Below are 26,655 nucleotides of genomic sequence, written 5' to 3'. Positions count from 1 at the left end.
GCCCTACGGCAGGGCGGTGAGGCCCGGGGCGAAGGTGATCAGGAGGGGGAGGAGAGGGACCAGGGCTGCCGCCGTCGTCGTCAGGGCGCGGTCGCGGCGGCCGAGGCGGGGCGGCGGCTTCAGAAGGCGGTCGACGCGTTCGCCGAGCAGGCGGTGGCTGGAGGCGCAGGACAGGACGCCGCGGTGCCGGTTGAGCTCGATCAGCGCCAGTGCCGTGGTCAGGTGACCGCAGCGGCGGGAGGCGGTGTCGTCGGCGGCGAGTTCGACCAGGCGGTGGGTCTGGTCGCAGAAGTGGGCGAAGAGCGGGACACGGGGAAAGCCGGTGGCCAGGGCGGTGGAGAGGTGCAGCAGCCAGTCGTGGTGGGCACGGGCGTGGCCGCGTTCGTGGGTGAGGACGGCGTCGATCTGGTGGTCGGTGAGGCGGCGCAGGGCGCCGGTGGTGACGATCAGCTGGGGCGGGCTGCCCGGCATCCACCAGGCGTCGGGGTACTCGTCCTCGAGTACCAGCAGGGGACCGCGGGCGGCGGGGAGACCGGCGGGCAGGTCGGGGGCGCGCTCGAGCAGATGCGCGCGGGCCTGGGCGCGGCGCCGGCGGGCGTCGGCCAGTTCCCGCCCGAGCATGGCCGTGGTCCAGGCCGCGCCGCAGGCCAGCAGCAGGGTGAGGGCGGCCGCCCAGGGCGGGGCGGCGGACAGGTCGTACGCCGCGGTCACCGCGGGCGGGGCCGGGGCGAAGAGCTGGGCGCGGACCGTGCCGAAGACGGCGGCGGCGCCCAGGGCCAGGGCGGTCAGGCAGCACAACAGGACCGTGGCGACCAGACACTGCCAGACCCACAGGGCGACCACCGGTTCCCGCTCCGGCCAGTTCGCCCGGGTCAGCGCACGCGGGACGGGCCAGGCGGCCGTCACGGCGACAACGCTCAGCAGGAGCAGGCAGAGGGTCGTGCCAGTCATGCCACGGGCTCCGGATCCTGTCGGAAGGGGGCGGCTTCGGGTCGTGCGGGGACGCGCGGCCGCGCGTGACGTGCGGAGGGTGTCCGACGTGTGACGCGCGGGGCCGTGCGTGGAGTGTGCGGCGCGGAACGTGCGGGAGCCGCACACCGCCCGACGCCGACAAGTATGACGGCGAAGGGCGGCGTGGGGCAGGGGTGCGGCGTCGATCGGCGGACACGAAGGGCGCCCGTCGCGGCGCCGGTGGGGGCCGGACCGCGGTGGGGGTCAGACCGCGGGGGTCACCCGGCCTGTGACCTCGCCGAGGCCGACGCGGACTCCGCCCGGTCCCGGGGCCCAGGCCGACAGGGTCACGACGTCGCCGTCCTCGAGGAACGTCCGCTTGCCGTCGGGCAGTTCGAGGGCGTCGCGGCCGTTCCAGGTCAGTTCCAGCAGGGACCCGCGCTGTCCCTCGGCGGGACCGCTCACCGTGCCGGAGCCGTAGAGGTCGCCGGTGCGCAGGGAGGCGCCGTTCACGGTCATGTGGGCGAGCTGCTGGGCGGCCGTCCAGTACATGGTCGAGAAGGGAGGCTCGGAGACGACGTGCCCGTTGACGGCCACGGAGATCCGCAGGTCGTAACCGCCGGGTCCCTCGTCCGTGTCGTCCAGGTACGGCAGCAGCGCGTGGGTGCGTTCCGGTGGCGCCACCCGGGCGTCCTCTAGGGCGTCCAGGGGGGTGATCCAGGCCGCCACCGAGGTGGCGAAGGACTTGCCGAGGAACGGGCCGAGGGGAACGTACTCCCAGGCCTGGACGTCGCGTGCGGACCAGTCGTTGAGGAGGCAGAGACCGAAGACGTGGTCGCGGAAGTCGCCGAGCGGCACCGGCCGGCCCGGCTCGGACGGCGCCCCGACCACGAAGCCGACCTCGGCCTCGATGTCCAGCCGCACCGACGGACCGAAGACCGGGGCGGGATCGGTGGGCGCCTTGCGCTGCCCCGAGGGGCGCACGACGTCGGTGCCGGACACCAGCACCGTGCCGGCGCGGCCGTGATAGCCGATCGGCAGGTGCTTCCAGTTCGGGGTGAGGGAGTCGGCGGCGTCCGGGCGGAAGATCCGGCCGACGTTCCGGGCATGGTTCTCGGAGGCGTAGAAGTCGACGTAGTCCGCGACCTCGAAGGGGAGGTGCAGGGTCACCGACGACAGCGGGTGGAACAGCGGCTCGACGGTCTCCCGGTGCGCCGGGACGGTCACCCAGGCGGTGAGGGCGCGCCGGACGTCCGACCAGGCCGTACGGCCCGCCGCCAGCAGCGGGTTGAGGGTCGGGCGGGCGAGCAGGGAGGCGTACGGGGAACCCAGGGCGTGTGCGGCCGCGCCGGCGTCGAGGACGTGGTCACCGAGCCGGACGCCCACCCTCTGCTCCGACGAGCCGGAGGGCGAGAACACGCCGTACGGCAGATTGTGCGGGCCGAAGGGATCGCCCTCGGGGACATCGAAGGGGGGCATCGGGTGCTGCCTCGCTTTCGTGTGGCAGGTGCTCCACGTGTCCGTGGTCAGGCCACACGTTACGGGGGCCGCGGTGGTCTTGGGCAGAGGCAGAGGCAGAGGCGGAGGCGGAGACGGGGGACGGGTCCCGGGCGCAGGACGGGCGACGTGCCCGGGACGGCAGGACGCGTGCGCCGCTTCCCCCCGCGTACCGGAAGTCATCCACAGGACGCGACGCAATCTTGACGGAGCGGTGCGAACAGGGCGACTCTGGGCGGGTGCCGGAAGGCCTCGGGGAGGGGGCGTTCCGATGGCACACCAGGGGGACGGATGGCCATTGGGGAGGCCGGTCCGGGAGCGGCGCGCTCCGGCATGCGGCCCAAGAGGCTGGAAGATGCCATGCGCGGCCGGCTCGGCCGGGAGTGCGTGTACGTGCCGTCGTGCAGGTTCGGGCTGTTCGTGGCGCTGCGCCACTGGTGCCAGCCGGGCGGCAGGGTGCTGATGTCGCCGGTCAACGACGACGTCGTCTTCTTCGTGGTGCTCGCGGCGGGCCTGCGCCCGGTGCAGGCACCGCTCAACCCGTTCGACGCGTCCATCGACATCGACGCCGTGCCGGAGGGGACGTGGGGTTCGCTGTCCGCCGTACTGACCACGAACCTGTACGGCAACCCGGATCCGGCCCCCGGACTGCGGGCCCGCTGCGATGCGTTGGGCATCCCGTTGTTCGAGGACGGGGCGCATGCCATCGGCAGCGAGGTCGGCGGGCGGCCGGTCGGGGCCTGGGGCGACGCCTCCGTTTTCAGCCTTTCCAAGCATGCCGGCGCCCAGACGGGAGGCATCCTCGCGCCGGCCGGCCCGGACCGGAGCGCGGCCGTGCGGGAGGCCTGCGCCGAACTGCTCGCCCCGCGGCGCATGACGTCCGAACTCACCTACGCGGTACGGCCGTACGCCGAGGCCGCCGTGCGACGGCTGGGGCTGCGCCGGGCCGCCTGGGCCGCGATGGGTCTGCTGGGGCTGACGGAGCGCGAGGGAATCCGGATGCCGCTGCGTCCGGACGCGCTGGCCGGTGCCGTGCGCTCCGCGCCGGACCTGGCCGCGCACGACCCCTGGGTGCGGGTCGACATGCACGACTACCGGCTGGAGCCCGGCCCCGTACGCCTGCGCCGCGTGCACCGCAGTCTCGGGCGGCTGGACGACGTCCTACGGGCCTCGCGGGCGGGCACGGAGCTGCTGCTGTCGACGCCGTGGGCCCGGCCGCCGGCGGACGGCGTGGTGCAACCGCTGTTCCGGGTGCCGTTGCTGGTCGCGGACCGGGACGCGGCGATGGCGGCGCTGGCCCGGCACGGCATCGTCGTCGGCTACCTCTACGACCCGCCCCTGGACGACTACGCGGGGGCGGCCTTCACGGACCCGTCGCCCGCCCCCGGCAACGCTCGCTGGTTCGCGCGGCACGCGCTGCCGGTGGACCCGCTGCGGGCGCGTGAGGCGGTAGAGGTCCTGGAGCGGTCCGGGGCCCGGCCGGCCGAGCCGCCGGAGGAGCCGGGCGTGCGGGACGCACCGGAGCCGCCGGAGGGGACCACGGGGAGAGGGCTGGGGCCGTCTCGTGGCTGAGATCCAGGTGCACGAACCCGCCGCGGTGCGCACCGGCAGCGGCGGCGGAGCCGGACCCGCCGACGGCGAACCCGGCTCCGACGGCTCCGACTCGCTGTTCAAGAACGCCTACTTCCTGATGCTCAGCACCGGCGTGTCCGCCGTCCTCGGGCTGGGCTTCTGGCTCGTGGCCGCGCGCTACTACTCCGAGGACGCGGTCGGTCAGGGGTCCGCCGCCATCGCCGCGATGCGGCTGCTCGCGAGCATCACCGCGACCACGATGATCGGCGCCGTGGTCCGCTTCGTGCCGCGTGCAGGGCGTGAGACCGGGCGCCTGGTGTGGGGCGTGTACGGGGCGAGTTCGCTGGTCGTCGTGCTGGCCGCGGGCGTCTTCCTGCTCACGCTCGACCTGTGGGGCGCGTCGTACGAGCCCCTCGGCACCCCCCTGGCGGGCGCGCTGTTCGTCGCGGCGTGCGCGGCCTGGGCGCTGCTCACCCTGCAGGACGGGGTCCTCACGGGCCTGCGCAGGACCGAGTGGGTGCCCGTCGGCAACGCCGTCTTCTCCACCGGCAAGCTGGTCCTGCTGGCCGTCTTCGCGAGCGCGCTGCCGGTGCTGGGCATCTTCGTGTCCTGGGCCGTCGCGATCGCGTTCTCCATACTGCCGCTCGGCTGGCTGATCTTCCGCCGGCTCATTCCGCGTCAGGCCGCCGCCGACCGCGACCGGGAACCGCCCAGGATCCGCGACATGGGCCGCTTCCTCGCCGGTGACTCGCTCGGCGCGCTGTTCAGCCTGGCGATGATCAACCTCCTGCCGGTGATGGTCGCGGTCCGCTTCAGCGCCGCCGAGAACGGCTACTTCTACGTGGCGTACACCGTCGGCGGAACCATGGAGTTCATGGCCATCAACATGGCCGCGTCGCTCACCGCCCACGCCTCGCACGACCCGCGCCGGCTCGCGGACGGGGTGCGGGGGGCGCTGCGCCGGATGACGCTGCTTCTGGTGCCGGTCGTGCTGGTGCTGGTGGTCTTCGCGCCGCTGATCCTCACGCCGTTCAGCGCGGACTACGCCGAGCACGGCTCGCTGGTGCTGCGACTGCTGGCGCTCGGGGCGCTGCCCCGGGTGGTCGTGGAGCTGTACATCGGGGTGCTGCGGGTACAGGGGCGCACCGGCGTGCTCGCCGTCCTCCAGGGTGCCATGTGCGTGCTGGTCCTGGGCAGCGCGGCCGTGCTGTTCACCCCGGCGGGCATCGCGGGCGCCGGGTGGGCGGTGCTGACCGGCATGACGGTGGTCGCCGTCGTCTCGGTGTTCGGCCTGCGCTCGGCACTGCGCGACACGCGCGACACGCACGGCGGGCACGACACGCGCGGCGGGCACGGTGGGCCCGTCGACCGGCCGGGCGGCGCCGACGGCAAGGACCGTACGACGAGCGGGCCGGGCCGGGCCGGGGGCACCTCCACCGGCCCCGTCTACGGCACACGCTGGGCGAAGCTGAACGCCACCGCCGGGTACGGCACGGGCTGGGCCCGCCGGGCCGCGTACGAGGACAAGGACCGCGAGCAGGACGACGCGGACACCGTCACGCTGTTCATCGGCACCCCCGGTTACGAACGGGAGGCCCTCCAGGCGGACACGATGGCGTTCATCGTCCGGCCCCGCCCCGCGGACGGGGACCCTGAGCCGGACGCGGACCCCGGGCCGGACGTGGGCCCGGAAGCGGACCCGGAGGTGGACCCGGACAGGGGCCCGGAACCGGTCGCGGACGCCGGCGCGGGTCCGAGCGCCGAGCCGGGGGAGCAGCCGGGCGCCGAGGCGCACGAGCGGGTGGCGGGCGATCGGGCGGCGCACGAGCGGGTGGCGGTCGACCGGGTGGCCGGCGATCACGCGGAGCCCACTCCACGGAACACACACGCATCGGCCCGGGACGAGACCCCGCCCCCACACGACGAACGCCGCGAGGCCGCCGGCGGTGACGGGCCCGACCGGTCCGAGCGGCGGCTGCGGGACATCCTCTGGGGGCTGCTCGGACTCGCCACCGTCACCTTCTGGGCGTCGACGCGCCCGCTGCACCGGCTCGGCGGGCCGCCGCCGGATCGGCAGGGCGAACTGACGGGGCGACAGTTGCTGGAAGAGCTGCCGCTCATGGCGCTCGCGGCGGGCGGAGTGCTGCTCCTGGTCTTCGTCGCCGCGGTGACGCTGTGCACGGCGCCCGAACCCTGGCTCCCCGGCACCGCGCTGGGTTCGGCCCTGCTCGCCCTGTACGCCGCACCTGTCGCGCTCGGCTGGGAACCCTCGCCGGTGGGCGGGGCGGTGTACGTCCGGGCAGCCGAACTCCTCGCGGACGCGGTGGGAATCGACGGACCGGAGCCGCTGCTGCGCTGGACGCCGCAGGTGTGCCAGGTGCTGTGCCTCGTCGCGCTGTGGCTGCTGCTCGAGCGGGTGGGCGGCGACCGGCTGTCCTGGCCGGGGCGCTGGGGGGCGTCGTATCTCGTCGCCGTGGCCGGCTGGGTGTGGCGGGACGCGCTCGCGCCCGTGTCACCGCCGCTGCTCGCCGCACTGCTTCTGCTGCTGCTCATTCTCCGACTTCCGCCGCTCCGCCGTGCCGCAACGGCGTCGTGGCTGCCCGGCCACAGACGACCGAACGGCTGAACCAGCGATCGAACCAAGCTTTCGGAGCCGAACCGCCAGGGGGGAACCACCGTGCGTCCGCCAGCCACTCCACGCGAGAGATCCGCGTCCGAGCCCGCACCAGAGAGCACACCGGCGCCCGGCACGCCTGCGGACACCTCCGCGGAACCGCCTTCGCGGACCGAGTCGCGGACCCGCCCTTCCTCGGAGCCGTCGACCCCTGCCCATGAGCCCGTGACGGATCTTTCCGACCTGCCGCCCCTCTGGTCCGCGCGCCGCGCCCTCGCGCTCCGGCCCGTCCTGCCGCTGCTCGCGGCGCTCACCCTGTGGCTGTACGCGGTACGGCACACCGATGTGTCGGGGCTCGACGACTACGGCCTGGTCACCGCGCTCCACCCGAGCTTCTGGGCCGGCCTCGCCGTCCTCACCGCCGGCTTCTGGTCCACGGTCCGCGACCGCCGCCGGCCCGGCGGCTGGCCGGCGGCGTACGTGCTCGGCCTGCTGGTGATGGAGCGGGCCACGCAGGCCGTGCTCTACCCGACCCCGTTGTACGCCTGGGCGTGGAAGCACGACGGTGTCATCGACCACCTGCTGACCGCCGGCGGGCTCCAGAGCGCCGACCGGATCGGTGACATGGCGGTCTACGACCAGTGGCCGGGCTTCTTCGCCGCGCAGGCGGCGCTGGTACGGCTGCTGGGCGTGGACTCGGCGGCGATGTACATGGCGTGGTGGCCGCTGGCGTCCAGTCTGATGCTGCTGTTCCCGCTGCTGCTGGTCTACCGCACCTTCACCGAGGACCGACGGCTGATCTGGACCGCGGTCTGGCTCTTCCAGGTCGCCAACTGGGTGGGCCAGGACTACTTCTCCCCGCAGTCCGTCGCCTTCGCGCTGCACCTCGGCGTGCTGGCCGTGGTGCTGCGCCGGTACGGCCGTTCCGGCGAGGGCGGGGGCGGGGGCGGCGGGCGGCGGGGGCAGGCGATCTGGACCGCCGTGCTCACCGTGCTGGTGACGGCGATCGTCATCTCGCACCAGCTCACTCCCGCCATGCTGGTCGTGTCGCTGCTCGCGCTGGTGCTGCTCCGCCGCCACCGGGACTGGGTGCCGGTGGTCACGACGGTCGTCATCTTCCTGGCCTGGTGCCTGACGGCCGCGCTGCCCTTCCTGTCCGCCGCGATGCCGGACATGATCCGCGCCGTGGGCGACGTCGGCGGCAACGTCGAGACGGGCTACGGCGCCACCCCGACCGGTGCCGGGGCGATCGCGACCTCGTGGGCGGCCCGGCTGCTCTCGGGCTCTGTCCTGCTGCTGGCGGCGGCCGGGCTCTGGTGGCAGCCCGTACTGCGGTACCGCGCGATGCCGCTGCTGGTGGTCACGGCGGCACCGCTGCCGATGTTCGTCGCGAGCAATTACGGCAGCGAGATGATCTTCCGAGTCCTGATGTTCATGCTGCCGGGCGTCGCCTTCTTCGCCGCCGCCGCCCTGCTGCCCAAGGTGCGCACCCTCGCCGCCACGGAGGCGGCGGCGGAGGCCAGGGCCCACCGGAAGGCCGAGTCGCCCGCGCGCCGCGGCACCGGCACCCGGTTCCGTACCGGCTTCGGTATCCGTGTCCGGGGCCCCCTGCCCGTGCTGCTGGCCGGGACTTTGGCGTTCGTCCCGAGCTACTCGGGCAAGGACCGGGTCAACTACTTCCCGCCGCAGGAGGTGGCCCTGGTGGGGCAGCTCTTCGACGAGGCGCCCGAGGGCTCGCTGGTCGTCGCCGCCAACCGTAACTACCCGCTCGCCTACGCCTCGTACGGAAGCATCGACCACTACTGGTTCCTCGAGGACGACCGGAGCCACGTCGACGAGATCGTGCGGGACCCGGCCGGCACCCTCGCCACCGACATGGCGGGAGTGGACCGCCCGAGCCGGGCCTACTTCCTCTTCACCCAGGGCCAGCTGGCCAACTCCGAGATGAACGGTCAGCTCACCGGCGTCCAGTTGAACAGCGTCCTGGAGTCCGTCGCCACGTCGCCGCGGTTCCGGCTGGTGGCGGAGAACGGCGCGGGGGCGGTCTACGAACTGCGACAGGCGGAGGAAGCAGACGGAGTGGAGAGGACGGAGGGGACGGAGAGGACGGAGAGGACAGAAGGAACAGAGGGAACAGAGAGGGCCGGGGGAGAAGGGGGAGGGGAGCGATGACACCGCAGGATCTCGTGATCCGGATGCTTCCGCCGTTCGCCGGCTGGCTGGCGCTCGCCGCGCTCGCCCTGCCCGGCGGTTCGCCGCTGCGCGGCGCGGCCGTCGTCGTCTTCCTGGCGGCGGGGCCGGGCGCGGCCCTGGTCGGCCTCTGCGGTCCCGCGCTGCGCGCACGGTCCGCACGGGGGCCCGTCGAGCGGCGTGACCCCGACTTCGTCCGCCACTCCGACCTGCTGGAACGGCTGATGCTGGCCGTCTTCGTCAGTGTCGCCGCGATGATGATCGTCGCGACGGTGCTGATCGCCACGCACACCTTCAGCGCCCAGCGGGTGCTGCTGGCCCTGACGCTGCTGACCACGCTCGCCGCGTTCTGCCCGCGGCTGCGTGCCTCCCCGCCGTCGAGGACACGGAAGGGTTCCGTCCTGTGAGGTTCGCTCGCCCTCTTCGCCGTATCACCGCCGCCCTGCGCGGTGTTCGACCAGGAACCGGCCCGCCCGCCGGCCGTCCGGCCACCGGCTCTCCCGCCGGTCCCGGATCCCCCGCAGGAACCGGCCGGCACCGTAGTCCGAAAGCCGGGCGGCCGGCCGCGAGCCGCCGTCGGGTACTGATCACCTCGGCCGCGGTCGTCTGCGCGGCCCTGGTCGCCGTCCTCGCTCTGCGGAACACCTCGGAGCCCTCCGGGACGGACGGGGAGTGCCGGCCCACGGAACTGCTCGAACCGCCGTGCGGCGCCTGGTTCGGGGCCTTCGTGCCGCACGAACGGGCCGACCTGGAGGAGAAGGTGAAGGCCTACGAGGAACAGGTGGGCCGCAAGCTCGACATCGTCTACACGTACCACGACATGTCCCTGCACGAAGGAACTCGCAGGGAGGGCCAGTTGCTGAGCCCGGAGGAGCAACGGGTGGGCGAGAAGCGCATGTTGCTGCTGTCCTGGGAGAGCAAGTGGTGGGGCGGCACGAAGGGGCAGCAGCCGAGGTGGGAGGAGATAGCCGCCGGTGACCTGGACGCGACCGTGATCGACGTCCAGGCGAAGCGCATCAAGGACTACGGGCAGCGCACGGGGAAGAAGGTCTTCCTCTCCTTCGACCTCGAGATGGACACGCGCACCCCGGCCAACGGCACGCCGGCCCAGTACGTGCAGGCGTACCGGCACATCCACGACCGGTTCCGGGAACTCGGCGTGGACAACGTGGTGTGGACCTGGATCATCACCGGCTACCTGAACCACGGCGACCTGTTCAAGAGGATGTATCCGGGGGACGCGTACGTCGACTGGATCGGCTACAACCAGTACAACTACTACCGCTGTCACAAGACGGAGTGGCTGACCTTCGAGCAGACCCAGACGGCCACGCACGAGTGGATACGCGAGAACATCTCCGCCGACAAGCCGCTGATGCTCTCCGAGTTCGGCAGCGCGGCCGACTCCGCCCGGCCCGAACGGCAGGCCGAGTGGTACGCGCGGGTACCGCCCGTGCTGAAGGGGCTGGAGGGTGTCAAGGCCGCGCTCCAGTGGAACTACCGCGACCCCGGCCCGCACTGCGACCTGGCCGTGGCCAACGAGGCGGCGTGGGAGGCCCTGCGCAAGGTGGCGGCCGACCCGCATCTGAACCAGCCGACCGAGTGAGTGAACGCGGAAGGCGGCCGCGCGCGGCCGCCTTCCGCGTTCGTCCCGTGACTCAGCCCGCGAACTCCGGTCCGCGGAGTGTCGCGCGGGCGTGCCGGTACCAGCGCCAGGCGATCGTCTTCGGGCCGTCGCGGTAGGGGGCGACGCGGGCGCCGTCGCCCGCCAGCCAGGCCCTGACGTCGGCGACGGTGTGGCTGCGGCGGACGATGAGCCGGGCGATGCGGTAGCGCTCGTCCCGGTCCGAGCTGAGCGCGTGTCGCACCGCGGTCGCCGTCTCGTACCCGGTGCGGGACGCCATGGCCCTCACCCGGGGGCTGTTGTAGCCGTGCGGGTAGGCGAGATGGGGGACCGGATGGCCGAGGGTGTCCTCCAGCACGGCCTTGGAGTCGACCAGTTCGGCGCGCAGCTGCTTCCCGGTCAGCGTGTCCAGCTGGGCGTGACTGACCGTATGGCTGCCGATCTCCATGCCGGAAGCCTCCAGTTCCGCCACCCGGTCCAGGGTCATCATCGGCGCCGGCGGCAGCAGACTGCGTCCGCCCGGGGTGAGGGCGCCGGTGGTGAGGTACGCGGTGGCCGGCAGGGAGCGTCGGGCCAGGAGGCCGGCGGTGGGACCGGGCAGGTCCGCGAAGCCGTCGTCGAAGGTGAGGAGCACCGGCCGGGGTGGCAGGGGTGCCCGCCCGGTGAGATGGCCCGCGAGGGTGCTGATGGTGACGGGGGTGCGGCCGCTGTCCTCGAGGACGTCGAGATGCGCTGCGAACTCCCTTGGTGTGACGGTGAATTCGGCGATCCAGTCGGGCGGATCGTCCATCACGGCGTGGTAGAGGAACACCGGAATGGCCGGAGGCCTCGGGGCCCGGTCGCCGCCTCTGGCACGTGAGCCGGCCCGGGCTCTTGGAACCTCCGGGTCCTGCGAGGACGAGGCCGTCATCGCGCACCCCCGGCCGCCCGGCCGCCGGAGGAGGCCTTCCCCGTCGTGCCGCCCGCCGCCCGCCGGGCCCGCAGATAGCCGACCGGGCCGTACAGCATCCCCCTGCGCTGCAGCCGGGAGAGGCGGCGCGGCCAGGGATGCGTACGGGTGCCGTGATCGCCCGGAGTAGCCGAGCCGGCACCGGCGCCCCCGGAGTTTCCGGCATCCCCGGCGTCCCGTACGGCGGTGAGGCCGCGGGCGTGGGACAGGCCGCGGGGCAGCCGGGCCAGGAACGCCGGCAGCAGCGCGGGCCGGTTGACCAGGATCGCCGTGAGGTAGGCGGTGAGGCCGGCGCCGTAGCCGAAGGCCTGGGTCTCCAGATCGGCCCACGTTTCCCGGTGGTGGTGCCACACCAGCGCCCGGGGTGTGTAGCGCAGCCTGTGCCCCTGGGCGAGGACCCGGACGAACCCGTAGAGGTCGTCGCCGCCCCGGGCAGGCGTCCCGGCGCCGGTGGCCGGGTCGAAACCGCCGACCGCGCGCAGCACTTCCGTACGGAACGCCATGTTCGCCCCGGAGCCGAACCGGCCCGCGGTGAAGGGGAACAGCGGTTCGTCGCGGGGCGGGTCCTGCGGGTCGTACGTCATCGGCGTGAACCCCTTCGCGAAGCCGCCGTGGCTCTCCAGCAGGACCTGGGCCGGGGTGCGCAGCCGGGCAGGCAGGATCAGGCCGGTGGCGCAGCCGAGTTCCGGGTCGGCGGTGAAGGGTGCGGCCAGTTCGGTGAGCCAGCGGGTGTCGGCGACGACGTCGTCGTCGGTGAACGCGATCACCTCACCCAGGGCGTGGGCGAGCCCGGTGTTGTGCGCGGTCGCGAGTCCGGGGACCGGCTCGCGCACGTACCGCACGCGTTCCCCGTACTTCCGCTGCACCAGGTCGCGCGTCTCGTCCGTCACGGGCGCGTTGTCGACGACGACGATCTCGAAGCGCGGATGGTCCTGCGCGAGGAGGGAGTCGAGGGCGCGGGTGAGCTGTCCGGCCCGCTCCCGGGTGGCCACGACGACCGAGGAGAACAGGGGCGGGGGCGGCCCGGCGGCGTCCGCGGCCGCCTCCGCCGTGTCATGCCCTTGCCGTTGTCCCCGTCCCCGTCCCCGTCCCCGTCCCCGTCCCTGTTCTTGCTCTTGCACGTGCTCTTGCACATGTGCCTGCCGTGCGAGCGCCGCCAGGGCCGTCGTCGGATCGGCCCCCTCCGGGACCCTTCCCAGCAACGTGCCCACCGGTAGACCGTCCCTCCTGACCAGCAGGAACACCTCGCCGTGCGTCACCGGCTGACTGCCCGGACCGGGTCTCAGGGCGGCTTCCGCCTCCTCACCTCTCAGGTCCAGTTCGGCGACCTGAACCGCACCGATGTCCAGGAACCGCCGTATCTCCCCCTGCGTACGTGCCGTGCGGGACATGAGCCCTCCCCTCCTCACGAACGGTTGTCACCAGCGGCCGTGGCCGTCCCGAGCGGTCCTTGTGCTCACGACCGGAACCTCCTGACGGACTGACGGACTGACGGGCTGACGGACTCAGGTCCGGCGCAGCCGCGCCGCCCCCTTCAAGGTGCGCGACGCCAGCGAGGCGAGACGCGGTCGGGCGACGACGAAGCCGTGCGCGCGGCGCGCGGGCTCGCGGCGCAGCAGCTGGAGTGTGGCGCCCAGCCCCGGACGCGTCGCCGTGCCTTCGTAGACGGCGCGTTCGCCCGTCTTCAGCGAGTTCTTGTACTCGGCCGGGCCGCGCCCCATGTCGAGCAGGCCGATGCCCTCGCCGGCCGCCGCCTCGGCCATCCGCAGATGCAGCACGAGCCCCGGCGAGAACTTCGCGAACTCCGGGTCGTACGCCGGGAACCAGCAGGCCAGCACCGAAGTCGAGCGCAGGCCGAAGTGGGCGGCGACGGGACGGTCCCCGGCGTACAGGACGGACAGCGTGCCCGCGCACCCCGGAGCCCGGGTTTCGGCCAGGCGGCCCACGAGCCGGGTGATCCACTCCTGCGCGAACCGGTCGCGGCGCCCGGTCCTGCGGTACTGCGCCGACTTCCACCCGATGAGGGCGCGCAGCGCGGCCGGTTCGTGTTCGTCGAACACGAACCGCACGGGTCCGGCCTGGCGGCCGAGCCTGCGCTCCTTGGCCAGGGTGGTCTTCAGGAACTTCGGCGACTGGGCGCGCAGGACGGACTCGTAGGTCTCGTAGCCCTTCTCCACGTCGATGACGAAGGTGGCGTGCTCCTCGGCCGCCTGCGGGACGAACAGGGCCTGGTCCGCCTCCAGGTTGTCGAAGGCGAAGCTCGACACCGAACAGGCACGCAGCAGTTCACCGGTCTCCGGCACGAGCCCCGGCCGCAGGACGGCGCCCTGGCAGTCCGATACCCCGAGCCCGATCGCCCGGCCCTGCCCCCACGCGCCCCGCTCGTACGGCAGGAAGCCGGCCGGTTCGGCGGACGCCCCCTCGTACAGCACCGCGACCCGGGCCTGCGGCCGCACCCTGGACACGGCGGTGGCGAACTCCGGTTCCATGAAAGGGCTGCGCGGTACCCCCGAGGCGGCGCGCAGCTCACGCCATCGCTCCCGCTCCCCCTCGCCGAGCTCGTCGAGCCTCAGCACACGCGTGCGTCCACTGCTCACCTGACCCCCCGATCAAGTCCCCCCTGGACATCTGGAAGGTACCGCCCGGGACCGCGAGGACGGTAGGGAGCGGCGCATGTTGTTGCCAAGTGGTGCAGAGGCCGCGGACGGGGCACGGGACGGGTGCCCGGGGCGCGGTGAGTCGGGGGCGCGCGGTGTCCGTATTCTCTGGTCATGGCCGCACCCACCGATTGCTCGCTCATCGCCACCGACCTGGACGGGACGCTGCTGCGCGACGACGACACCCTCTCCGACCGCTCCCTCGCCGCGCTGGAGCTGGTGGCGCGGGCCGGTGTCCGGCACCTCGTGGTGACGGGGCGCCCGGCGCCCAGAGTGCGGCCGCTCCTGGACGACCTGGGGTCCACGGGGCTCGCGGTGTGCGGACAGGGCGCGCAGGTGTACGACGCCGGCACGGACCGGCTGCTGTGGTCGGTCACCCTGGACCGGGAACTGGCGGAGACCGCGCTCGGCAAGATCGAGGCCGAGGTCGGGGAGCTGTACGCCGCGGTCGACCAGAACGGAGTGGACGGGCTCACCCTGATCGAGCCGGGCTACCTGATGCCGCACCCGACGCTGCCCGCCGTGCGGGTCGAACGGCGGGACGATCTGTGGGCCCGGCCGATCAGCAAGGTGCTGCTGCGCCATCCCGGCCTGACCGACGACGAGTTGGCGGCGACGGCCCGTGCGGCGGTCGGCTCGCTGGCCACGGTCACGATGTCGGGTCCGGGCACCGTGGAACTCCAGCCGTGCGGTGTCACCAAGGCGACGGGTCTCGCACTGGCCGCCGAGTACCTGGGGCTGGATCCCGAGCGGACCATCGCCTTCGGCGACATGCCCAACGACATCCCGATGTTCGACTGGGCGGCCCACGGAGTCGCCATGGCCAACGCGCACCCCGAGCTCAAGGCGGTGGCCGACGAGGTCACCACGTCGAACGAGGACGACGGCGTGGCCGTCGTCCTCGAGCGGTTGTTCGGCGGAGCGGAGCCGCGCGTGCCCCAACACGTGCTGTCCCGCCCCAGGCCCGGGAGGGTGTCCCGGTAGGCCCCGGTGTTCGCCGGTGTGGCCGGTGCCGCCGGCGTTCCGGTGTCCCGGCGTTCCGACGGGCCCGGGTGTCGCGGATGTCTCGGATGCCTCAGGTGTCTCAGTAGGCGCCGAAGACGTTGTCGATGGAGCCGTAGCGGTCCGCCGCGTAGTTGCAGGCCGCCGTGATGTTCGCGACCGGGTCGAACGGGTCGAAGGCCGTGCCGGGCACGTGGTACGCCTGGAAGGTCGGGTCGATGACCTGGAGCAGGCCCTTCGACGGGGTGCCGGCCATGGCGTTGGAGTCCCACAGGTTGATGGCCTGCGGGTTGCCGGACGACTCGCGCAGGATGTTGCGGTGGATGGAGTCGTAGCTGCCGGGGATGCCGTGCTGCGCCATGACGGACAGCGACTCGCGGATCCAGCCGTCGAGGTTGTCCGGGTACGCGGTCACGGTGCCGGCGGCAGGGGCGGGCGCGGCGGGCGCGGCGGAGGCGGTGGTGGCGCCGAACAGCGGGAGGACGACCGCCGCGACACCGGCGACGGCGAAGGAGCGGACGAGGCGGGAGCTGCCGAAGCGGCGGGGCGGACCGGATGCGGTCATGTCTGTGTTCCTCTCCTACGCCTGCGAGGTGAGCTGTCGGGTTCGGGCGGGAGAGTGCCCGGCCGTGCCCCTGCGGGCATGGCTTCACCCCGAGCCGTTCCGGGTGCGAACCGGTCCGGCGGCTTACCTGGGTCCCCCGCTCCTGCCGTGCGTGAGTGAGTTCGTCGATGGGTGGCGCGGGCGGCGGCAGGATTCGGCGTCCGCCCGACAAGCCGGGAACGTATGCGAGCGCACTTGTCGGAAACAAGTGAGACCGTCACGGATCGAGCCGTTTGATCTTGCCGTGGGGGTTTTGAGGTGCTTGATCCTTTGCGGACGCCAAGGGTCAACTCGCTTGCGGGGCAAGGGGAAGCGCCGGCGAGCGCGAGGGGCGGGCGCGTCGGGGTGCGCGTGACTCACTTCACTGGCCGCACCGCGTGGGAGTATTTGCCGCCAAAGGGAATTTGCTTGGTAATTACGGCAAATCGGACTCCGGGGTGGGCGGGACGGCCTGCGTGCGGGACCGTGCGCCGGACCGCGTTCCGGGTTGCGCCTCGGGAGCGGGACGCTGTGTCCGGAAAGCGATGAATATTCTTTTTTGCCACCTGGTCGGAAACGGTCTGAGGGTGATCCGATACGGAGGGCGCCGTGAGGCGCCGTCCGCGCGTGTGCGGGTGAGTCCGGGGAATGCGGGTGCTGGCGGTGATCGAAACATGACCGGATACGCTGGTTGGAGTGATGTCAGCGACCTATCGACAAACTGTGCAAGACGTCTAAGCGCCGGTGGACACCAGCAGACAGGAGACCCCTCGTGACCGTCGTCGGGCCGTTCGGGCTGAGCGTGCGGGACCAGGCTCTGGAAGCCGATGTCCAGGCCGGGATGACGGCTGTCGAGGAAGGGCTGCTCGAGGCCACGAAGAGTGAGGTCCCCTTCATCACCGAGGCCGCCCAGCACCTGGTGCGGGCCGGTGGCAAGCGGTTCCGGCCGCTGCTCGTGACGCTCGCCGCCCAGTTCGGCGACCCCTACGCGCCCGGTGTCGTGCCGTCCGCCGTGGTCGTGGAGCTGACCCACCTGGCCACGCTGTACCACGACGACGTGATGGACGACGCCACCGTGCGGCGCGGGGTCCCCAGCGCCAACACCCGCTGGGGCAACTCCGTCGCGGTCCTCACCGGCGACTTCCTCTTCGCGCGCGCGTCGCACATCCTGGCCGACCTCGGCCCGGAGGCCGTACGGGTACAGGCCGAGGCGTTCGAACGACTGGTCACCGGTCAGATCCTGGAGACCGCGGGGCCGCAGGAGGGCCGGGACCCGGTCGACCACTACCTGGACGTCCTCGGCGGCAAGACCGGCTCGCTGGTCGCCGTCGCCTGCCGGTTCGGCGCCATGATGTCCGGCGCGGACGACACGGTCGTGGACGTGCTGACCCAGTACGGCGAGCGCCTCGGGGTCGCCTTCCAGCTCGCCGACGACGTACTGGACATCGCCTCCGACTCCCACGAGTCCGGCAAGACCCCGGGCACCGACCTGCGTGAGGGCATCCCGACGCTGCCCGTACTGCGGCTGCGCGAGCGGGCGGCCCGGCTGGGGCTGGCCGAGGACATCGCCCTGTGCGAGCTGCTCGACTCCGACCTCGGCGACGACGCCCGGCACGCCGAGGCGCTGCGGCTGCTGCGCGCCCACCCCGCACTGGAGCAGGCCCGCCAGGACACCGTGCGCTATGCGCAGGAGGCGCGCTCGGCGCTGGCCCCGCTGCCGGAGTGCGAGTCGAAGACGGCCCTGGTCGAGCTGTGCGACGCCGTGGTGCACCGGGCCGGCTGACCTGCCGCCGTCCCCGTCCGCCACCCCTGGTCTCCGACCCCTACTGGTCGGGGGACGAAACGAAGCCCTGTGTCATACCGCAGCAGTACGCGGAGTTGAGTCCGGGGTCTGACGCATCCGCCCGTCGGGTTTGGTCAGATGGAACACGACGGACATCACCACTCCTCACCGATTCGGGTGAGGATGGCGGCTCAGGGTGTGACTGGTGCGAGCGACACGAGACGCAGGCCGCCGCCGACCACGGAGGTAGGGCACACATGGCACCGTACGAATCCGATGACACGACGACCGCTCGTCAGGCCGGCGAGGCCGACGGGCGGGGCGCGGGCCGGCGCAGGGCCGCGCGGTACGTCGTCCCGGTCACGGTGATGGGAGTGGCGGCCGCGACCATCGGGCTCGTCCCCGCGATCGCCGACTCCGGCGACCCGGACCTGCCGAAGATCACCGCCGCGCAGCTCATCGAGAAGATCGCCCAGTCGGACGTCGAGCAGCTGTCCGGCACCGTGAAGATCACCACCGACCTCGGGCTGCCGGACCTCGGCGGCCTGGAGAGCAGCCTGGCCTCCGGCGCCATGGGCCAGGGTGGGGACGGCGGTTCCTCCGCCGACCCGACGGCCAGGCTCACCGAGCTGGCGTCCGGCACGCACACCCTGCGTGTCGCGGCCGACGGCCCCGACCGGCAGAAGGTGTCGCTGCTCGGGAACGCGTCCGAGTACAGCCTGATACACAACGGCGAGGACGTCTGGGGCTACGACAGCGAGTCCAACGAGGTCTTCCACGGCACCACCGACGAGTCCGCCGGGGCCGAGGACCGGGACCGGCCCCCGGCCACGCCGAAGGACTTCGCCGAGGAGGCGCTGAAGTCGGTCGAGGACACCACGTCCGTCACCGTCGACGGCACCGCGCAGGTGGCCGGCCGGGACGCGTACAAGCTGGTCGTCAAGCCCAGGCAGTCCGGCTCCACGGTCGGCGCCATCAGCATCGCGGTGGACCACAGGACCGGTACGCCGCTGAAGTTCACGCTGACCCCGGCGAGCGGCGGTGCCGCCGTCGTGGACGTCGGCTTCACCAAGGTCGGCTTCGACCGGCCGGCCGCGTCGACCTTCGACTTCACCCCGCCCAAGGGCGCCAAGGTGACCGAGGAGGGCGAGCTGGACGGCGGTGAGAAGGGCAGTGGCGAGAAGGGCAGGGAGCACGGGAAGCCGGAGGGCGCCCCGAAGTCCGAGAAGGACCTGGCCAAGGGCCTCGACGGGCTGAAGGTGCTCGGCGAGGGCTGGAACTCCGTCGCCACCTTCGACACCGGAGCCGAGGGCGCTCTGCCGACCGGCTCCGGAGAAGGCGACCTCGACGGTTTCCTCGGCTCGCTCGGCGACCAGGTGAAGGGCGAGTTCGGCACGGGCACCGTGTTCAGCACCCGCCTGGTCAACGCCCTGTTCACCGAGGACGGCAAGGTCTACGTGGGCACCGTCACCAAGGACACGCTGGTGAAGGCGGCCAACGAGGCGAAGTAACCCGGGCAGCGGCACGACAGGGGGCGAGGGAGCCGATGGGTGAGGCGTCCGCCACGCAGAGTACGGGTGACGGCGTCATCGTCACCCGTGCCCTCACCAAGCGCTACCGCGGTGGACGGCCCGCCGTCGACGGCCTCGATCCGACCGTCCCGGCGGGCATCGTCTTCGGCTCCTCGGTCCCAACGGCTCCGGCAAGACCACCACCATCCGCATGCTGAGGGGCCTGATCGGGCCCACCTCGGGCACGGCGCACGTTCTTGGACGGCCCATGCCGCGCGCCGTGCTCCCGCGGGTCGGGGCCCTCATCGAGGGGCCCGCCCTGTACGGCTTCCTCTCCGGCCGGGACCGGCCGGGTCAGCCGGCCTCGTACGGGAAGCGGGCGAGGGGCGCGTCCTGTGCGAAGAACGTCTTGGCGCGGGTCAGTGCCTTGTTGTCCTTCAGTACGTCCCCCGGCCTGCTGCCGTTGCCGAGGAGCACCCCGCCGAAACGCATGCCCAGGTAGGCGGCGGAGTGGTGGAGCGCGCCGACCAGCGGGTCGGCGACCGCCGGCTCGTCGTCCGCGAGCGCCGTGACGCCCCAGAGCGTGCGCCCCGCCATCGTCGCCTCGAAGTCCAGGCCGGGGGTGCGCAGCCAGCCAGACCAGTGGTCCAGGTAGCGCTTGGTCTGCGCGGACACCGAGTACCAGTACAGCGGAGAGACGATCACCACGTCCGTCGCCGCGACGGTGGCGTCGAGCAGCAGGGCGACGTCACCCTCCGTGGGGCGGACGTGGTCGCTGTCGTGGCGGAGGTCCTCGAAGTCGGGCAGCGGATGGTCGGCGAGGTCGATCCAGCGCTGCTCCGTACCCGCGGGCAGCTGTTCGGCGGCCCGGCGGGCCAGCAGCGCGGAGTTGCCGTCGCGTCGGGCGCTCCCCAGGACGAAGAGGAAACGGCGTGTCATGGTCACCCTCCAGATGGTTGGCGTGCGCCAACTACAAGCATGTGCATCATATGCATGAGCAAGTAAATGTCCAAGGGGATTCCGAGGGAGGTCCCCGGCTCTCGGCCGCTCAGCTCCTCCGTTGCCCGGTTTCTCCGCCGCTCGGCTTCTCCGCGGCCCCTGCCACGGCGAGCAGCAGTGCCTCCCGCCCGTGCGGTGCCACCAGTTGGAGCCCGGCCGGGCAGCCGTCGGTGCCGAACCCGGCGGGCAGGCTCAGCGCCGGGTGCCCGCTCAGGTTGAACGCCCAGGTGAGCGCGGTGGAGTAGATGTCCCCCGGCCCTTCGTGGCCGTGCGGCGCGGTGGGCGCGGTGGGTGTCAGCAGCAGCTCGGCGCGGGTGAAGAGGCGGGCCAGGCGCCGGTCGTTCTCCGCCCGGACGCGGTGGGCGTCGACGAGGCCGGAGGGCGCCGTGCCGGGGTTGCGCAGGGCGAGCCAGGCCGGGGCGGGGTCCAGGAGCAGCGGCGGTGCCGGCGGCCGTACGAGCCGTACGGCTCCGGCGTCGACGAGCCGGTCGACCGCCGCCCGTGCCAGCGCCAGGGGCTCCGGATCGGGACCGGCGAAGCCGAGGCCGGGGGACCAGACGGCGGTGCGCGGGAGGGACGGCCGCGCACCGACGCCGGTGGGCGTCGGTGACACCGCCCGCCACCAGGCCGCCGCGTCGGCCGCCGTACGGGCGAGGACTCCGGGCGCCGCGAGACCCGTGCGGTCGGGCGACGGAAGCAGGCCGTTGGTGACCTTGAGCCCGACGACCCCGCACCACGCCGCCGGAATGCGTACCGACCCCGCGCCGTCGCTGCCCGTCGCCAGCGGCACCAGGCCCGACGCCACCGCGACCGCGGCCCCGGCCGAGGAACCGCCCGGCGTACGGTCGGCCCGCCACGGATTGACGGTCCGTCCGCGCGCCCCGAGACCCCAGGTCTGCCAGGGGGTGCCGGGCCCGGGTACCGCGGTGGCACCCACCGCGACACAGCCGGCCGCGAGCAGCGGCCCCGCCGCCCGCAGTCCGTGCCGCCCCTTCTTGACGGCGACGGGCACCCCGGCCAGCGGCAGCCACGCGCGAGCCCCGGGCCCCTCGCCCACGCTCGGGCCGGACGGAGGCGGCAAAAGTGGCGGATACGACGGATGCGGCGGATGCGGCGGGCCCGCCTCGATCAGGGCGTCCACCTCACCCGCCCGCCGCAACGCCTCCTCGGCCCACACCTCGGTGAACGCGCACAGCACCGGATCGGCCCGCTCGATCCGCTCCAGCGCCTCCGCGACCACATCGACGGCCCGCACCGTCCCCGTGCGCACCGCGGAGGCGATCTCCGCCACCGAAGCCGAAGCCCGAGTGGCGTCCCGGCCGCCGCTCAGCGCGTCGATCCCGTCGGGCGGGACAGCGGCTCGGGCTCGCGCGGCAGCCGGCCACTCAGGCGGCCCGGGCGCCACGCGGGCACCCACGGCACGCGGTAGACGTCGGTCACCGGTTCGAGGTGCCGGATCCGCCGGGCGAGGGAGCGCGGCAGGCGATCCGGCGCGTCCGCCGCCGGGACGACGGCATCGAGACCGAACCCGTACGGGACCTCCCCGTGCCGGAACATCTCCACGGCCGGGACGACGGTCTCCGGACCGGACGCCTGCGTCCGGGCGACGAGCAGCACCGACTGCGGATCGGCCGGTCCGGGCCGGGCACGGCCGCTGTCGTGACCACCGTGCACCGCGGCGAGCGTGGAGACCCCGGCGTCGCCATGGAGGCCGACCCAGGAGAAGCGCAGGGGCGCAGCCCGGGCGTGGGCGCGCTCCGGCGGGCCCGGTTCCGGCACTCCCACCGGTCCCCGGATCCAGATCTCCGGTCCCTGTCGCATGCCCGTACGCATGCCCGTTCCCCTGCCTCGCCACCCCCGGTCCTCATGCCGGCCGTTGGGACGAGCCTGTGACAACGCGGTGACGTGAGAAACAGGGGTCGGCGGACAGACTCGTCGGTAGGTTCACGACCCGAACGAGGGAACGATGGCGCGACTCAGCCGCGAGAAGAAGCGGGAACAGCAGCAGGCCGCACACGCGGCGCACCTTGCGGCAGTGCCGATCGACGTCCGTATACCCGTCGCCGCGGGGGGCGGCGCGGGCACGCGGAGTGCGTCCGTCGACGGGGTACTGGTGGTCGCCGGACCCGGTGAGGAGGTTCAGCATGCCGTGCTGAACCGGCTCCACCGCATCGCCCTCGCCTCGGGGCGTGCCGTCCTGGCCACCATCCACGACGAGCGCATCGGCTACGTCGTCCCCCTCCAGGTCGACCCGGACGGCGCCAGCCGCTTCACGGGGGAGCCGGCGCCGATGAAACCGGAGCCGGAGCCGAGGGCGGAGCCCGCGTCGGGGTCCGAGCCGGAGCCGGGGCCGGTCCATGTGCCGGGCCGGGACGTGGCTCCGGAGGAATCGGCGGCCGTGCCGCACGCCGCCGCCCCCTTCTCCGCAGCCCCGGCCCCGGGACCGGTCGCCGTTCCGCCCCCGCGTCCCGGGCACGACCGGTCCACCCACGTCCTGCGCCCCGTACCGGACCCGCCCCCGGCGCCGATCCCGGCACGGGCGTCGACCCCGGCCCCAGCCCTGGATCCGGCGCCCGACCCCGTACGGGACTCCGCCCCCACCTTCCGGCTGCGGCCGGTGCCCGGGGCTGCGACGGGCGCAGCGCCTTTGGGAACGGTCGCGCCGCCGACCGGTGAGTTCGGCCCGCCCCCGCCCATGGACGCGCGGCCGCACCCCGCCCCCGAAGCGGACAGCCTCCCCGGGACCCCGTCGGCACCCCCGAGGCATCCGGCACCCCCGCTCTCCCCGGCCGACCGGATACCGAGCCCCCTGCCCTCGGCGGCCGACCGGCCGACGGGCCCGCTGCCCCGGGCCGACCGGACACCGACCGGCCCGGGGCCGCAAGCCGGCCGTCCCCGGACGCCCGAACCGCTTCCGGAAGCCGTGTTCGGCACCGGCACCGGCAGCGGCAGCGACCCCGATCCCAAACCGATCCCGCCCCGCGGCTTCGACGCCGTGGCGGAGGCGATGCTCGGTGACGAGCCGCCGGCCGTACCGGGCGAGACCCATCTGGCAGAGCCCGTGGGCCTGATCAACGACGCAGTCCGGGCGGGCCGGATCGACACCGCGGCGCGACTGGCCGGGGAGACGGTGACCGAGGCCTCGCAGACGCTGGGGCCCGAGCATCCCGAGGTGCTCCGGCTGCGCGAACTGACCGCGTACATCGCCTACCTCGGTGACGAGCCGCTGCACGCCTTCCGGCTCTCCCTCGACCTCGCCGGTATCCACCGCCGGACGGGCGACGCGGAGGCCGCCTACGGCAACGTCCGCAGCGCGGCCACCGCCTGGCGCGCGGTGCGCGACCCGCTGCGCGGGCTGGAACTGGGGCGCGACCTGATCGAGCGGTGGACCGAACTCGCCACCGAGGGCGGTCCGGCCGCCGACGAGATCGAGGAACTGGAGTCCGCCCGCGCCCGCATGGCCCGCCTGTCCGACCGGGCCCGCGCCCACCACGGGTGAGCGAGCGGGGCTCCCCCGGGCCGTGAAGGCCTCAGTGCACGCAGTACTCGTTGCCTTCCGGGTCCGTCATCACCGTCCAGGAACCGGACGGTTCCTCCACGCGCCGCAGCACCCTCGCCCCGAGCCGCTCCAGCCGTGCCACCTCCGCCTCGCGGCGCCCCTCGCCGGGGTGCGGGGCGAGGTGGAGCCGGTTCTTGGCCGTCTTCGACTCCGGCACCCGCTGGAACAGCAGCCGCCGTCCCAGTCCGGTGCCGCTCTCCTCCTGGTACGGGTCGTCGGGGTGCCGTACCGCGGCCAGGTCACACCGGGCGGCCCGGCCGTGCTGCTCGGTGGTCAGCTCAACCGGTACGGCGCCCAGACCGAGCAGCTTCTCGACGAGTGCGCTGTGGTCCTCGACCGTGTACCCGAGGGCGGCGGCCCAGAAATCGGCCTGTACGTGCGGGTCGGCCGCGTCGATGACGAGCTTCCAGTGCACGGGAGCGGCGGGGGTGGCGGGATCGGTGGGACCGTCGGGAGAGGGTGATGCCGGTGGCTGCGTCATGGAGCCATTCAAGCGCTCCGAGCCGCCCTACGGCCTGACTGCCGGCGCATCCACCGTGCCCACCGCATCCACCACATCAGCCGCATCCCCCGCCGGCTCCACGGGGGGCGTCGCCACGGCGGCGACCGCCGTGGCCGCACCGGCCGTGGCGGCCGCCGTTGCCGCCGCCACCCTCGCCCGCTCCTTGGTGAGCGCGCGGGCGGAGCGACGGGCGGTGTGCAGCGCGTCCCAGGTCAGCAGTACGAGCGCCAGCCACACCAGGGCGAACCCGGCCCAGCGCTCGGGCGGCATGGCCTCCTTGAAGTAGAGGATGCCGAGCAGGAACTGGAACACCGGGGCCAGATACTGGAGCAGCCCCATCGTGGACAGCGGCACACGGATCGCGGCGGCGCCGAAGCAGACCAGGGGGAGCGCGGTGACGATCCCGGTGGCGGCGAGCAGCGCCGCGTGTCCCACGCCCTCCGTGCCGAACGTGGAACCGCCCTGGCTTCCCAGCCACAGCAGATAGCCGAGCGCGGGCAGGAACTGGATGGCCGTCTCGGCGGCCAGCGACTCGATGCCGCCGAGGTTGACCTTCTTCTTCACCAGCCCGTAGACGGCGAAGGAGAAGGCGAGGCAGAGCGAGATCCACGGCGGGCGGCCGTAGCCGATGGTGAGGACGAGCACCGCGGCGAAGCCGACCCCGACCGCCGTCCACTGCACGGGCCGCAGCCGTTCCTTCAGCAGCAGTACGCCGATGGCGATGGTGACCAGCGGGTTGATGAAGTAGCCGAGGGAGGCCTCGACGACGTGGCCGGAGTTCACCGACCAGATGTAGACGCCCCAGTTCACGGTGATGACCGCCGCGGCGACCGTGATCAGGGCCAGCCGACGGGGCTGCCGCAGCAGTTCCCCGAGCCAGGCCCAGCGGCGCACGACGAGCAGGGCGGCGCCCACGAACAACAGCGACCAGACCATCCGGTGGGCCAGGATCTCCACGGCCCCCGCGGGCGTGAGGAGGGGCCAGAAGAGGGGGACGAGTCCCCACATGCCGTATGCCGCGAAGCCGTTCAGCAGTCCCTTGCGCCGCTCGTTGGCCGACTTCTCGGTCACGGGTCCTCCTTCTCACCTGCTGCGTCCGGGGCGTTTGACGTGTGCCGTCCGGGCGGCCGACGGCCGCCCGGACGACGGTAACGCCGCACACCCCTGCCTGTCATGCCCGTATCGGAATACGGTCATGACAGGCAGGGGTGTGTCCGGGCCGCGGGCCCGCGCGGAGGTCAGCCCTTCAGCGCGGCGGCGACGGCGTCCGCGAGCGGCGTGGCCGGCCGGCCGGCCAGACGGGCCAGGTCGCCACTGGTGACGACCAGTTCACCCTTCTCGATGGAGGCGTCCACACCGGCGAAGATGGCGGCCACCGGCCCGGGCAGTCCGGCACCGGCCAGGATGCCGGTGAGTTCCTCGACCGTGACCGGCTTGTAGGCGATCTCCCTGCCGGTCTGCCGGCTCAGCTCGGCCGCGTACTCGGCGAGGCTCCACGCCTCGTCGCCGCCCAGCTCGTACGTCTTGTTCTCGTGGCCCTCGCCGGTCAGTACGGCGACCGCGGCCGCGGCGTAGTCGGCGCGCGCGGCGGAGGAGATGCGGCCCTCGCCGGCGGCGGCGACGACCGCGTTGTGCTCCAGTACCGGGGCGAGGTTCTCGGTGTAGACCTCGTGGTACCAGCCGTTGCGCAGCAGGACGTACGGCACGCCGGAGTCCAGCAGGGCCTTCTCGGTGCCGCGGTGGTCGTCGGCGAGCGCGGCGGTCAGTGTTCTGGGGGCGCTGGTGTAGGCGAGCAGGGCGACACCGGCCGCCTTGGCGGCCTCGATGACCACCCGGTGCTGCTGTACCCGGCCCTTGTCGAACTCGTTGCCCGAGATCAGCAGCACCTTGTCGCCCGCCGCGAACACTCCGTCGAAGGTCTCGGGGGCGCTGTAGTCGGCGACCGCGAGCCGCACGCCGCGCTCCGCCAGGCCGGCGGCCTTCTCCGGGCTGCGGACGACGGCGGTGACCTGTCCGGCCGGAACCCTCTCCAGCAACTGCTCCACGACGTGGCGGCCGAGGTGTCCGGTGGCTCCGGTGACGACGATGCTCATGATCAGAACTCCTTGTGGGGTGCGGTGCCGTCAACGCTAGGACTTACGCTAACTTTTTGTAAGTACCCACTTTGAAGTAAGGTACTGGCATGACGGTAAGTGAGCGTGTGTCCGTGCCCCCGGCGCCTGCACCGGCGCCTTTTCTCGGGCCGCTGTGGAGCGGGCAGGAGACGATGTGCCCGCAGCGCCTGGTCCTGGAGCACGTGACGAGCCGCTGGGGGGTGCTCGTGCTGATCCGGCTCCAGGAGCGGCCCTACCGCTTCAGCGAGCTGCGCCGGGCGATCGGCAGGGTCAGCGAGAAGATGCTCACCCAGACCCTCCAGACGCTGGAGCGCGACGGCCTCGTCCATCGTGACGCCAAACCGGTGATCCCGCCGCGCGTCGACTACTCCCTCACCGACCTGGGGCGCGAGGTCGCCGAACAGGTGCGCGCGCTGGCCCTGTGGACCGAGCGGCGCATGGACGACGTGCGGGACGCCCGCCAGGCGTACGACGAGGCCCGGCGGACGCGCGACGAGGCCCGGTAGGCGCGCGACGAGGCCCGGTGGAGACGTACGGCCGAGCCCGGC

General features: G+C 73.2%; 22 protein-coding genes, 1 pseudogene and 1 riboswitch. Of the genes and pseudogenes, 11 read left to right on the top strand and 12 right to left on the bottom strand.

Features of this window, described 5'->3' with window-relative positions; genetic code table 11:
- Window positions 1–3: 3 nt before the first annotated feature.
- Both ACFWVE_RS03855 and fahA read right to left on the bottom strand, forming a co-directional pair.
- Window positions 4–951, bottom strand: a complete 948-nt coding sequence (locus ACFWVE_RS03855) for a M56 family metallopeptidase (RefSeq protein WP_384007913.1) — start codon at window positions 949–951, stop codon at window positions 4–6.
- A 264-nt stretch (window positions 952–1,215) separates the two neighbouring features.
- Complete coding sequence (gene fahA, locus ACFWVE_RS03850; protein ID WP_384007911.1) at window positions 1,216–2,430, bottom strand: fumarylacetoacetase; 1,215 nt, start codon at window positions 2,428–2,430, stop codon at window positions 1,216–1,218.
- A 309-nt stretch (window positions 2,431–2,739) separates the two neighbouring features.
- Here fahA and ACFWVE_RS03845 point away from each other — a divergent pair, with 309 nt between their 5' ends.
- The 5 genes from ACFWVE_RS03845 (at window position 2,740) to ACFWVE_RS03825 (ending at window position 10,430) form a co-directional block, all read left to right on the top strand.
- Window positions 2,740–4,020, top strand: a complete 1,281-nt coding sequence (locus tag ACFWVE_RS03845) for a DegT/DnrJ/EryC1/StrS family aminotransferase (RefSeq protein WP_384007909.1) — start codon at window positions 2,740–2,742, stop codon at window positions 4,018–4,020.
- Complete coding sequence (locus ACFWVE_RS03840; RefSeq protein WP_384007907.1) at window positions 4,013–6,646, top strand: lipopolysaccharide biosynthesis protein; 2,634 nt, start codon at window positions 4,013–4,015, stop codon at window positions 6,644–6,646. Before ACFWVE_RS03845 ends, ACFWVE_RS03840 begins: the two co-directional genes overlap by 8 nt.
- 213 nt (window positions 6,647–6,859) lie before the next feature.
- Complete coding sequence (locus ACFWVE_RS03835) at window positions 6,860–8,806, top strand: glycosyltransferase (protein WP_384007905.1); 1,947 nt, start codon at window positions 6,860–6,862, stop codon at window positions 8,804–8,806.
- Window positions 8,803–9,231, top strand: a complete 429-nt coding sequence (locus ACFWVE_RS03830; RefSeq protein ID WP_384007903.1) for a hypothetical protein — start codon at window positions 8,803–8,805, stop codon at window positions 9,229–9,231. The genes ACFWVE_RS03835 and ACFWVE_RS03830 overlap by 4 nt, the downstream gene beginning before the upstream one ends.
- The gene (locus tag ACFWVE_RS03825; RefSeq protein ID WP_384007901.1) at window positions 9,228–10,430 is read left to right on the top strand and encodes a glycoside hydrolase family 26 protein; all 1,203 of its coding nucleotides are present in this window, start codon (window positions 9,228–9,230) and stop codon (window positions 10,428–10,430) included. The genes ACFWVE_RS03830 and ACFWVE_RS03825 overlap by 4 nt, the downstream gene beginning before the upstream one ends.
- A gap of 52 nt (window positions 10,431–10,482) precedes the next feature.
- Here the strand turns inward: ACFWVE_RS03825 and ACFWVE_RS03820 are convergent, their stop codons facing one another.
- From ACFWVE_RS03820 to ACFWVE_RS03810, 3 genes are all read right to left on the bottom strand, one after another.
- Window positions 10,483–11,238: a polysaccharide deacetylase family protein gene (locus ACFWVE_RS03820; protein WP_384007899.1), complete on the bottom strand. Its 756-nt coding sequence runs from the start codon at window positions 11,236–11,238 to the stop codon at window positions 10,483–10,485.
- A 116-nt stretch (window positions 11,239–11,354) separates the two neighbouring features.
- Complete coding sequence (locus ACFWVE_RS03815) at window positions 11,355–12,788, bottom strand: glycosyltransferase (RefSeq protein ID WP_384007897.1); 1,434 nt, start codon at window positions 12,786–12,788, stop codon at window positions 11,355–11,357.
- Between the two features lie 114 nt (window positions 12,789–12,902).
- The gene (locus tag ACFWVE_RS03810; RefSeq protein ID WP_384007895.1) at window positions 12,903–13,994 is read right to left on the bottom strand and encodes a GNAT family N-acetyltransferase; all 1,092 of its coding nucleotides are present in this window, start codon (window positions 13,992–13,994) and stop codon (window positions 12,903–12,905) included.
- 174 nt (window positions 13,995–14,168) lie between these two features.
- On the opposite strand from ACFWVE_RS03810, the gene ACFWVE_RS03805 reads away from it, so the two are divergent.
- Complete coding sequence (locus tag ACFWVE_RS03805) at window positions 14,169–15,038, top strand: HAD family hydrolase (protein WP_384007893.1); 870 nt, start codon at window positions 14,169–14,171, stop codon at window positions 15,036–15,038.
- Window positions 15,039–15,138: 100 nt separating this feature from the next.
- Here the strand turns inward: ACFWVE_RS03805 and ACFWVE_RS03800 are convergent, their stop codons facing one another.
- The gene (locus ACFWVE_RS03800) at window positions 15,139–15,621 is read right to left on the bottom strand and encodes a transglycosylase SLT domain-containing protein (RefSeq protein ID WP_384007891.1); all 483 of its coding nucleotides are present in this window, start codon (window positions 15,619–15,621) and stop codon (window positions 15,139–15,141) included.
- A 5-nt stretch (window positions 15,622–15,626) separates the two neighbouring features.
- Window positions 15,627–15,789: riboswitch (cyclic di-AMP (ydaO/yuaA leader) on the bottom strand.
- Between the two features lie 622 nt (window positions 15,790–16,411).
- Here ACFWVE_RS03800 and ACFWVE_RS03795 point away from each other — a divergent pair.
- The 3 genes and pseudogenes from ACFWVE_RS03795 to ACFWVE_RS03785 all read left to right on the top strand — a co-directional run.
- Complete coding sequence (locus ACFWVE_RS03795) at window positions 16,412–17,422, top strand: polyprenyl synthetase family protein (RefSeq protein WP_384007890.1); 1,011 nt, start codon at window positions 16,412–16,414, stop codon at window positions 17,420–17,422.
- Between the two features lie 257 nt (window positions 17,423–17,679).
- The gene (locus tag ACFWVE_RS03790; protein ID WP_384007888.1) at window positions 17,680–18,933 is read left to right on the top strand and encodes an outer membrane lipoprotein carrier protein LolA; all 1,254 of its coding nucleotides are present in this window, start codon (window positions 17,680–17,682) and stop codon (window positions 18,931–18,933) included.
- 35 nt (window positions 18,934–18,968) lie between these two features.
- Window positions 18,969–19,279: pseudogene (locus ACFWVE_RS03785) on the top strand (ATP-binding cassette domain-containing protein); the annotation flags it as partial.
- 8 nt (window positions 19,280–19,287) lie between these two features.
- Here ACFWVE_RS03785 and ACFWVE_RS03780 read toward each other — a convergent pair.
- The 3 genes from ACFWVE_RS03780 to ACFWVE_RS03770 all read right to left on the bottom strand — a co-directional run bounded on the left by ACFWVE_RS03780 (window position 19,288) and on the right by ACFWVE_RS03770 (window position 21,753).
- Window positions 19,288–19,872: a flavodoxin family protein gene (locus tag ACFWVE_RS03780; protein WP_384007979.1), complete on the bottom strand. Its 585-nt coding sequence runs from the start codon at window positions 19,870–19,872 to the stop codon at window positions 19,288–19,290.
- A gap of 109 nt (window positions 19,873–19,981) precedes the next feature.
- Window positions 19,982–21,223 carry an amidase family protein gene (locus tag ACFWVE_RS03775; protein WP_384007886.1) on the bottom strand — a complete coding sequence of 414 codons (1,242 nt, stop codon included), beginning with the start codon at window positions 21,221–21,223 and terminating at the stop codon, window positions 19,982–19,984.
- Window positions 21,224–21,258: 35 nt separating this feature from the next.
- Window positions 21,259–21,753, bottom strand: coding sequence for a hypothetical protein (locus tag ACFWVE_RS03770; protein WP_384007884.1), 495 nt, complete (start codon window positions 21,751–21,753; stop codon window positions 21,259–21,261).
- Window positions 21,754–21,898: 145 nt separating this feature from the next.
- Between ACFWVE_RS03770 and ACFWVE_RS03765 the strand changes: the two genes are divergently transcribed.
- Entirely contained in the window at window positions 21,899–23,431 is a 1,533-nt protein-coding gene (locus ACFWVE_RS03765) for a tetratricopeptide repeat protein (RefSeq protein WP_384007882.1), read from the top strand.
- 31 nt (window positions 23,432–23,462) lie between these two features.
- Here the strand turns inward: ACFWVE_RS03765 and ACFWVE_RS03760 are convergent, their stop codons facing one another.
- The 3 genes from ACFWVE_RS03760 to ACFWVE_RS03750 form a co-directional block, all read right to left on the bottom strand.
- A complete protein-coding gene (locus tag ACFWVE_RS03760) occupies window positions 23,463–23,972 on the bottom strand; it encodes a VOC family protein (RefSeq protein ID WP_384007880.1) in 510 nt (169 codons plus the stop codon).
- A gap of 27 nt (window positions 23,973–23,999) precedes the next feature.
- Window positions 24,000–25,064, bottom strand: coding sequence for an EamA family transporter RarD (gene rarD / locus ACFWVE_RS03755; RefSeq protein WP_384007879.1), 1,065 nt, complete (start codon window positions 25,062–25,064; stop codon window positions 24,000–24,002).
- 167 nt (window positions 25,065–25,231) lie between these two features.
- The gene (locus ACFWVE_RS03750; protein ID WP_384007877.1) at window positions 25,232–26,086 is read right to left on the bottom strand and encodes an SDR family oxidoreductase; all 855 of its coding nucleotides are present in this window, start codon (window positions 26,084–26,086) and stop codon (window positions 25,232–25,234) included.
- Between the two features lie 173 nt (window positions 26,087–26,259).
- On the opposite strand from ACFWVE_RS03750, the gene ACFWVE_RS03745 reads away from it, so the two are divergent.
- The gene (locus tag ACFWVE_RS03745; protein ID WP_384007977.1) at window positions 26,260–26,613 is read left to right on the top strand and encodes a winged helix-turn-helix transcriptional regulator; all 354 of its coding nucleotides are present in this window, start codon (window positions 26,260–26,262) and stop codon (window positions 26,611–26,613) included.
- Window positions 26,614–26,655: the final 42 nt, after the last annotated feature.

This window comes from Streptomyces sp. NPDC058632 (assembly GCF_042717095.1).
Lineage (GTDB): Bacteria > Actinomycetota > Actinomycetes > Streptomycetales > Streptomycetaceae > Streptomyces.
Note: the sequence above shows the minus strand (reverse complement) of the source record. Positions and strands in the feature narration are given on the sequence as shown.

Excerpts from the sequence above, each read along its gene's own strand:
- ACFWVE_RS03770 (WP_384007884.1), bottom strand. The coding sequence starts at position 21,753 with ATGCGACAGGGACCGGAGATCTGGATCCGGGGACCGGTGGGAGTGCCG.
- ACFWVE_RS03760 (WP_384007880.1), bottom strand. The coding sequence starts at position 23,972 with ATGACGCAGCCACCGGCATCACCCTCTCCCGACGGTCCCACCGATCCC.
- ACFWVE_RS03815 (WP_384007897.1), bottom strand. The coding sequence starts at position 12,788 with ATGTCCCGCACGGCACGTACGCAGGGGGAGATACGGCGGTTCCTGGAC.
- ACFWVE_RS03855 (WP_384007913.1), bottom strand. The coding sequence starts at position 951 with ATGACTGGCACGACCCTCTGCCTGCTCCTGCTGAGCGTTGTCGCCGTG.
- ACFWVE_RS03765 (WP_384007882.1), top strand. The coding sequence starts at position 21,899 with ATGGCGCGACTCAGCCGCGAGAAGAAGCGGGAACAGCAGCAGGCCGCA.
- ACFWVE_RS03800 (WP_384007891.1), bottom strand. The coding sequence starts at position 15,621 with ATGACCGCATCCGGTCCGCCCCGCCGCTTCGGCAGCTCCCGCCTCGTC.
- ACFWVE_RS03830 (WP_384007903.1), top strand. The coding sequence starts at position 8,803 with ATGACACCGCAGGATCTCGTGATCCGGATGCTTCCGCCGTTCGCCGGC.
- ACFWVE_RS03845 (WP_384007909.1), top strand. The coding sequence starts at position 2,740 with ATGGCCATTGGGGAGGCCGGTCCGGGAGCGGCGCGCTCCGGCATGCGG.
- ACFWVE_RS03780 (WP_384007979.1), bottom strand. The coding sequence starts at position 19,872 with ATGACACGCCGTTTCCTCTTCGTCCTGGGGAGCGCCCGACGCGACGGC.
- ACFWVE_RS03805 (WP_384007893.1), top strand. The coding sequence starts at position 14,169 with ATGGCCGCACCCACCGATTGCTCGCTCATCGCCACCGACCTGGACGGG.
- ACFWVE_RS03745 (WP_384007977.1), top strand. The coding sequence starts at position 26,260 with ATGTGCCCGCAGCGCCTGGTCCTGGAGCACGTGACGAGCCGCTGGGGG.
- ACFWVE_RS03790 (WP_384007888.1), top strand. The coding sequence starts at position 17,680 with ATGGCACCGTACGAATCCGATGACACGACGACCGCTCGTCAGGCCGGC.
- fahA (WP_384007911.1), bottom strand. The coding sequence starts at position 2,430 with ATGCCCCCCTTCGATGTCCCCGAGGGCGATCCCTTCGGCCCGCACAAT.
- ACFWVE_RS03820 (WP_384007899.1), bottom strand. The coding sequence starts at position 11,238 with ATGGACGATCCGCCCGACTGGATCGCCGAATTCACCGTCACACCAAGG.
- ACFWVE_RS03750 (WP_384007877.1), bottom strand. The coding sequence starts at position 26,086 with ATGAGCATCGTCGTCACCGGAGCCACCGGACACCTCGGCCGCCACGTC.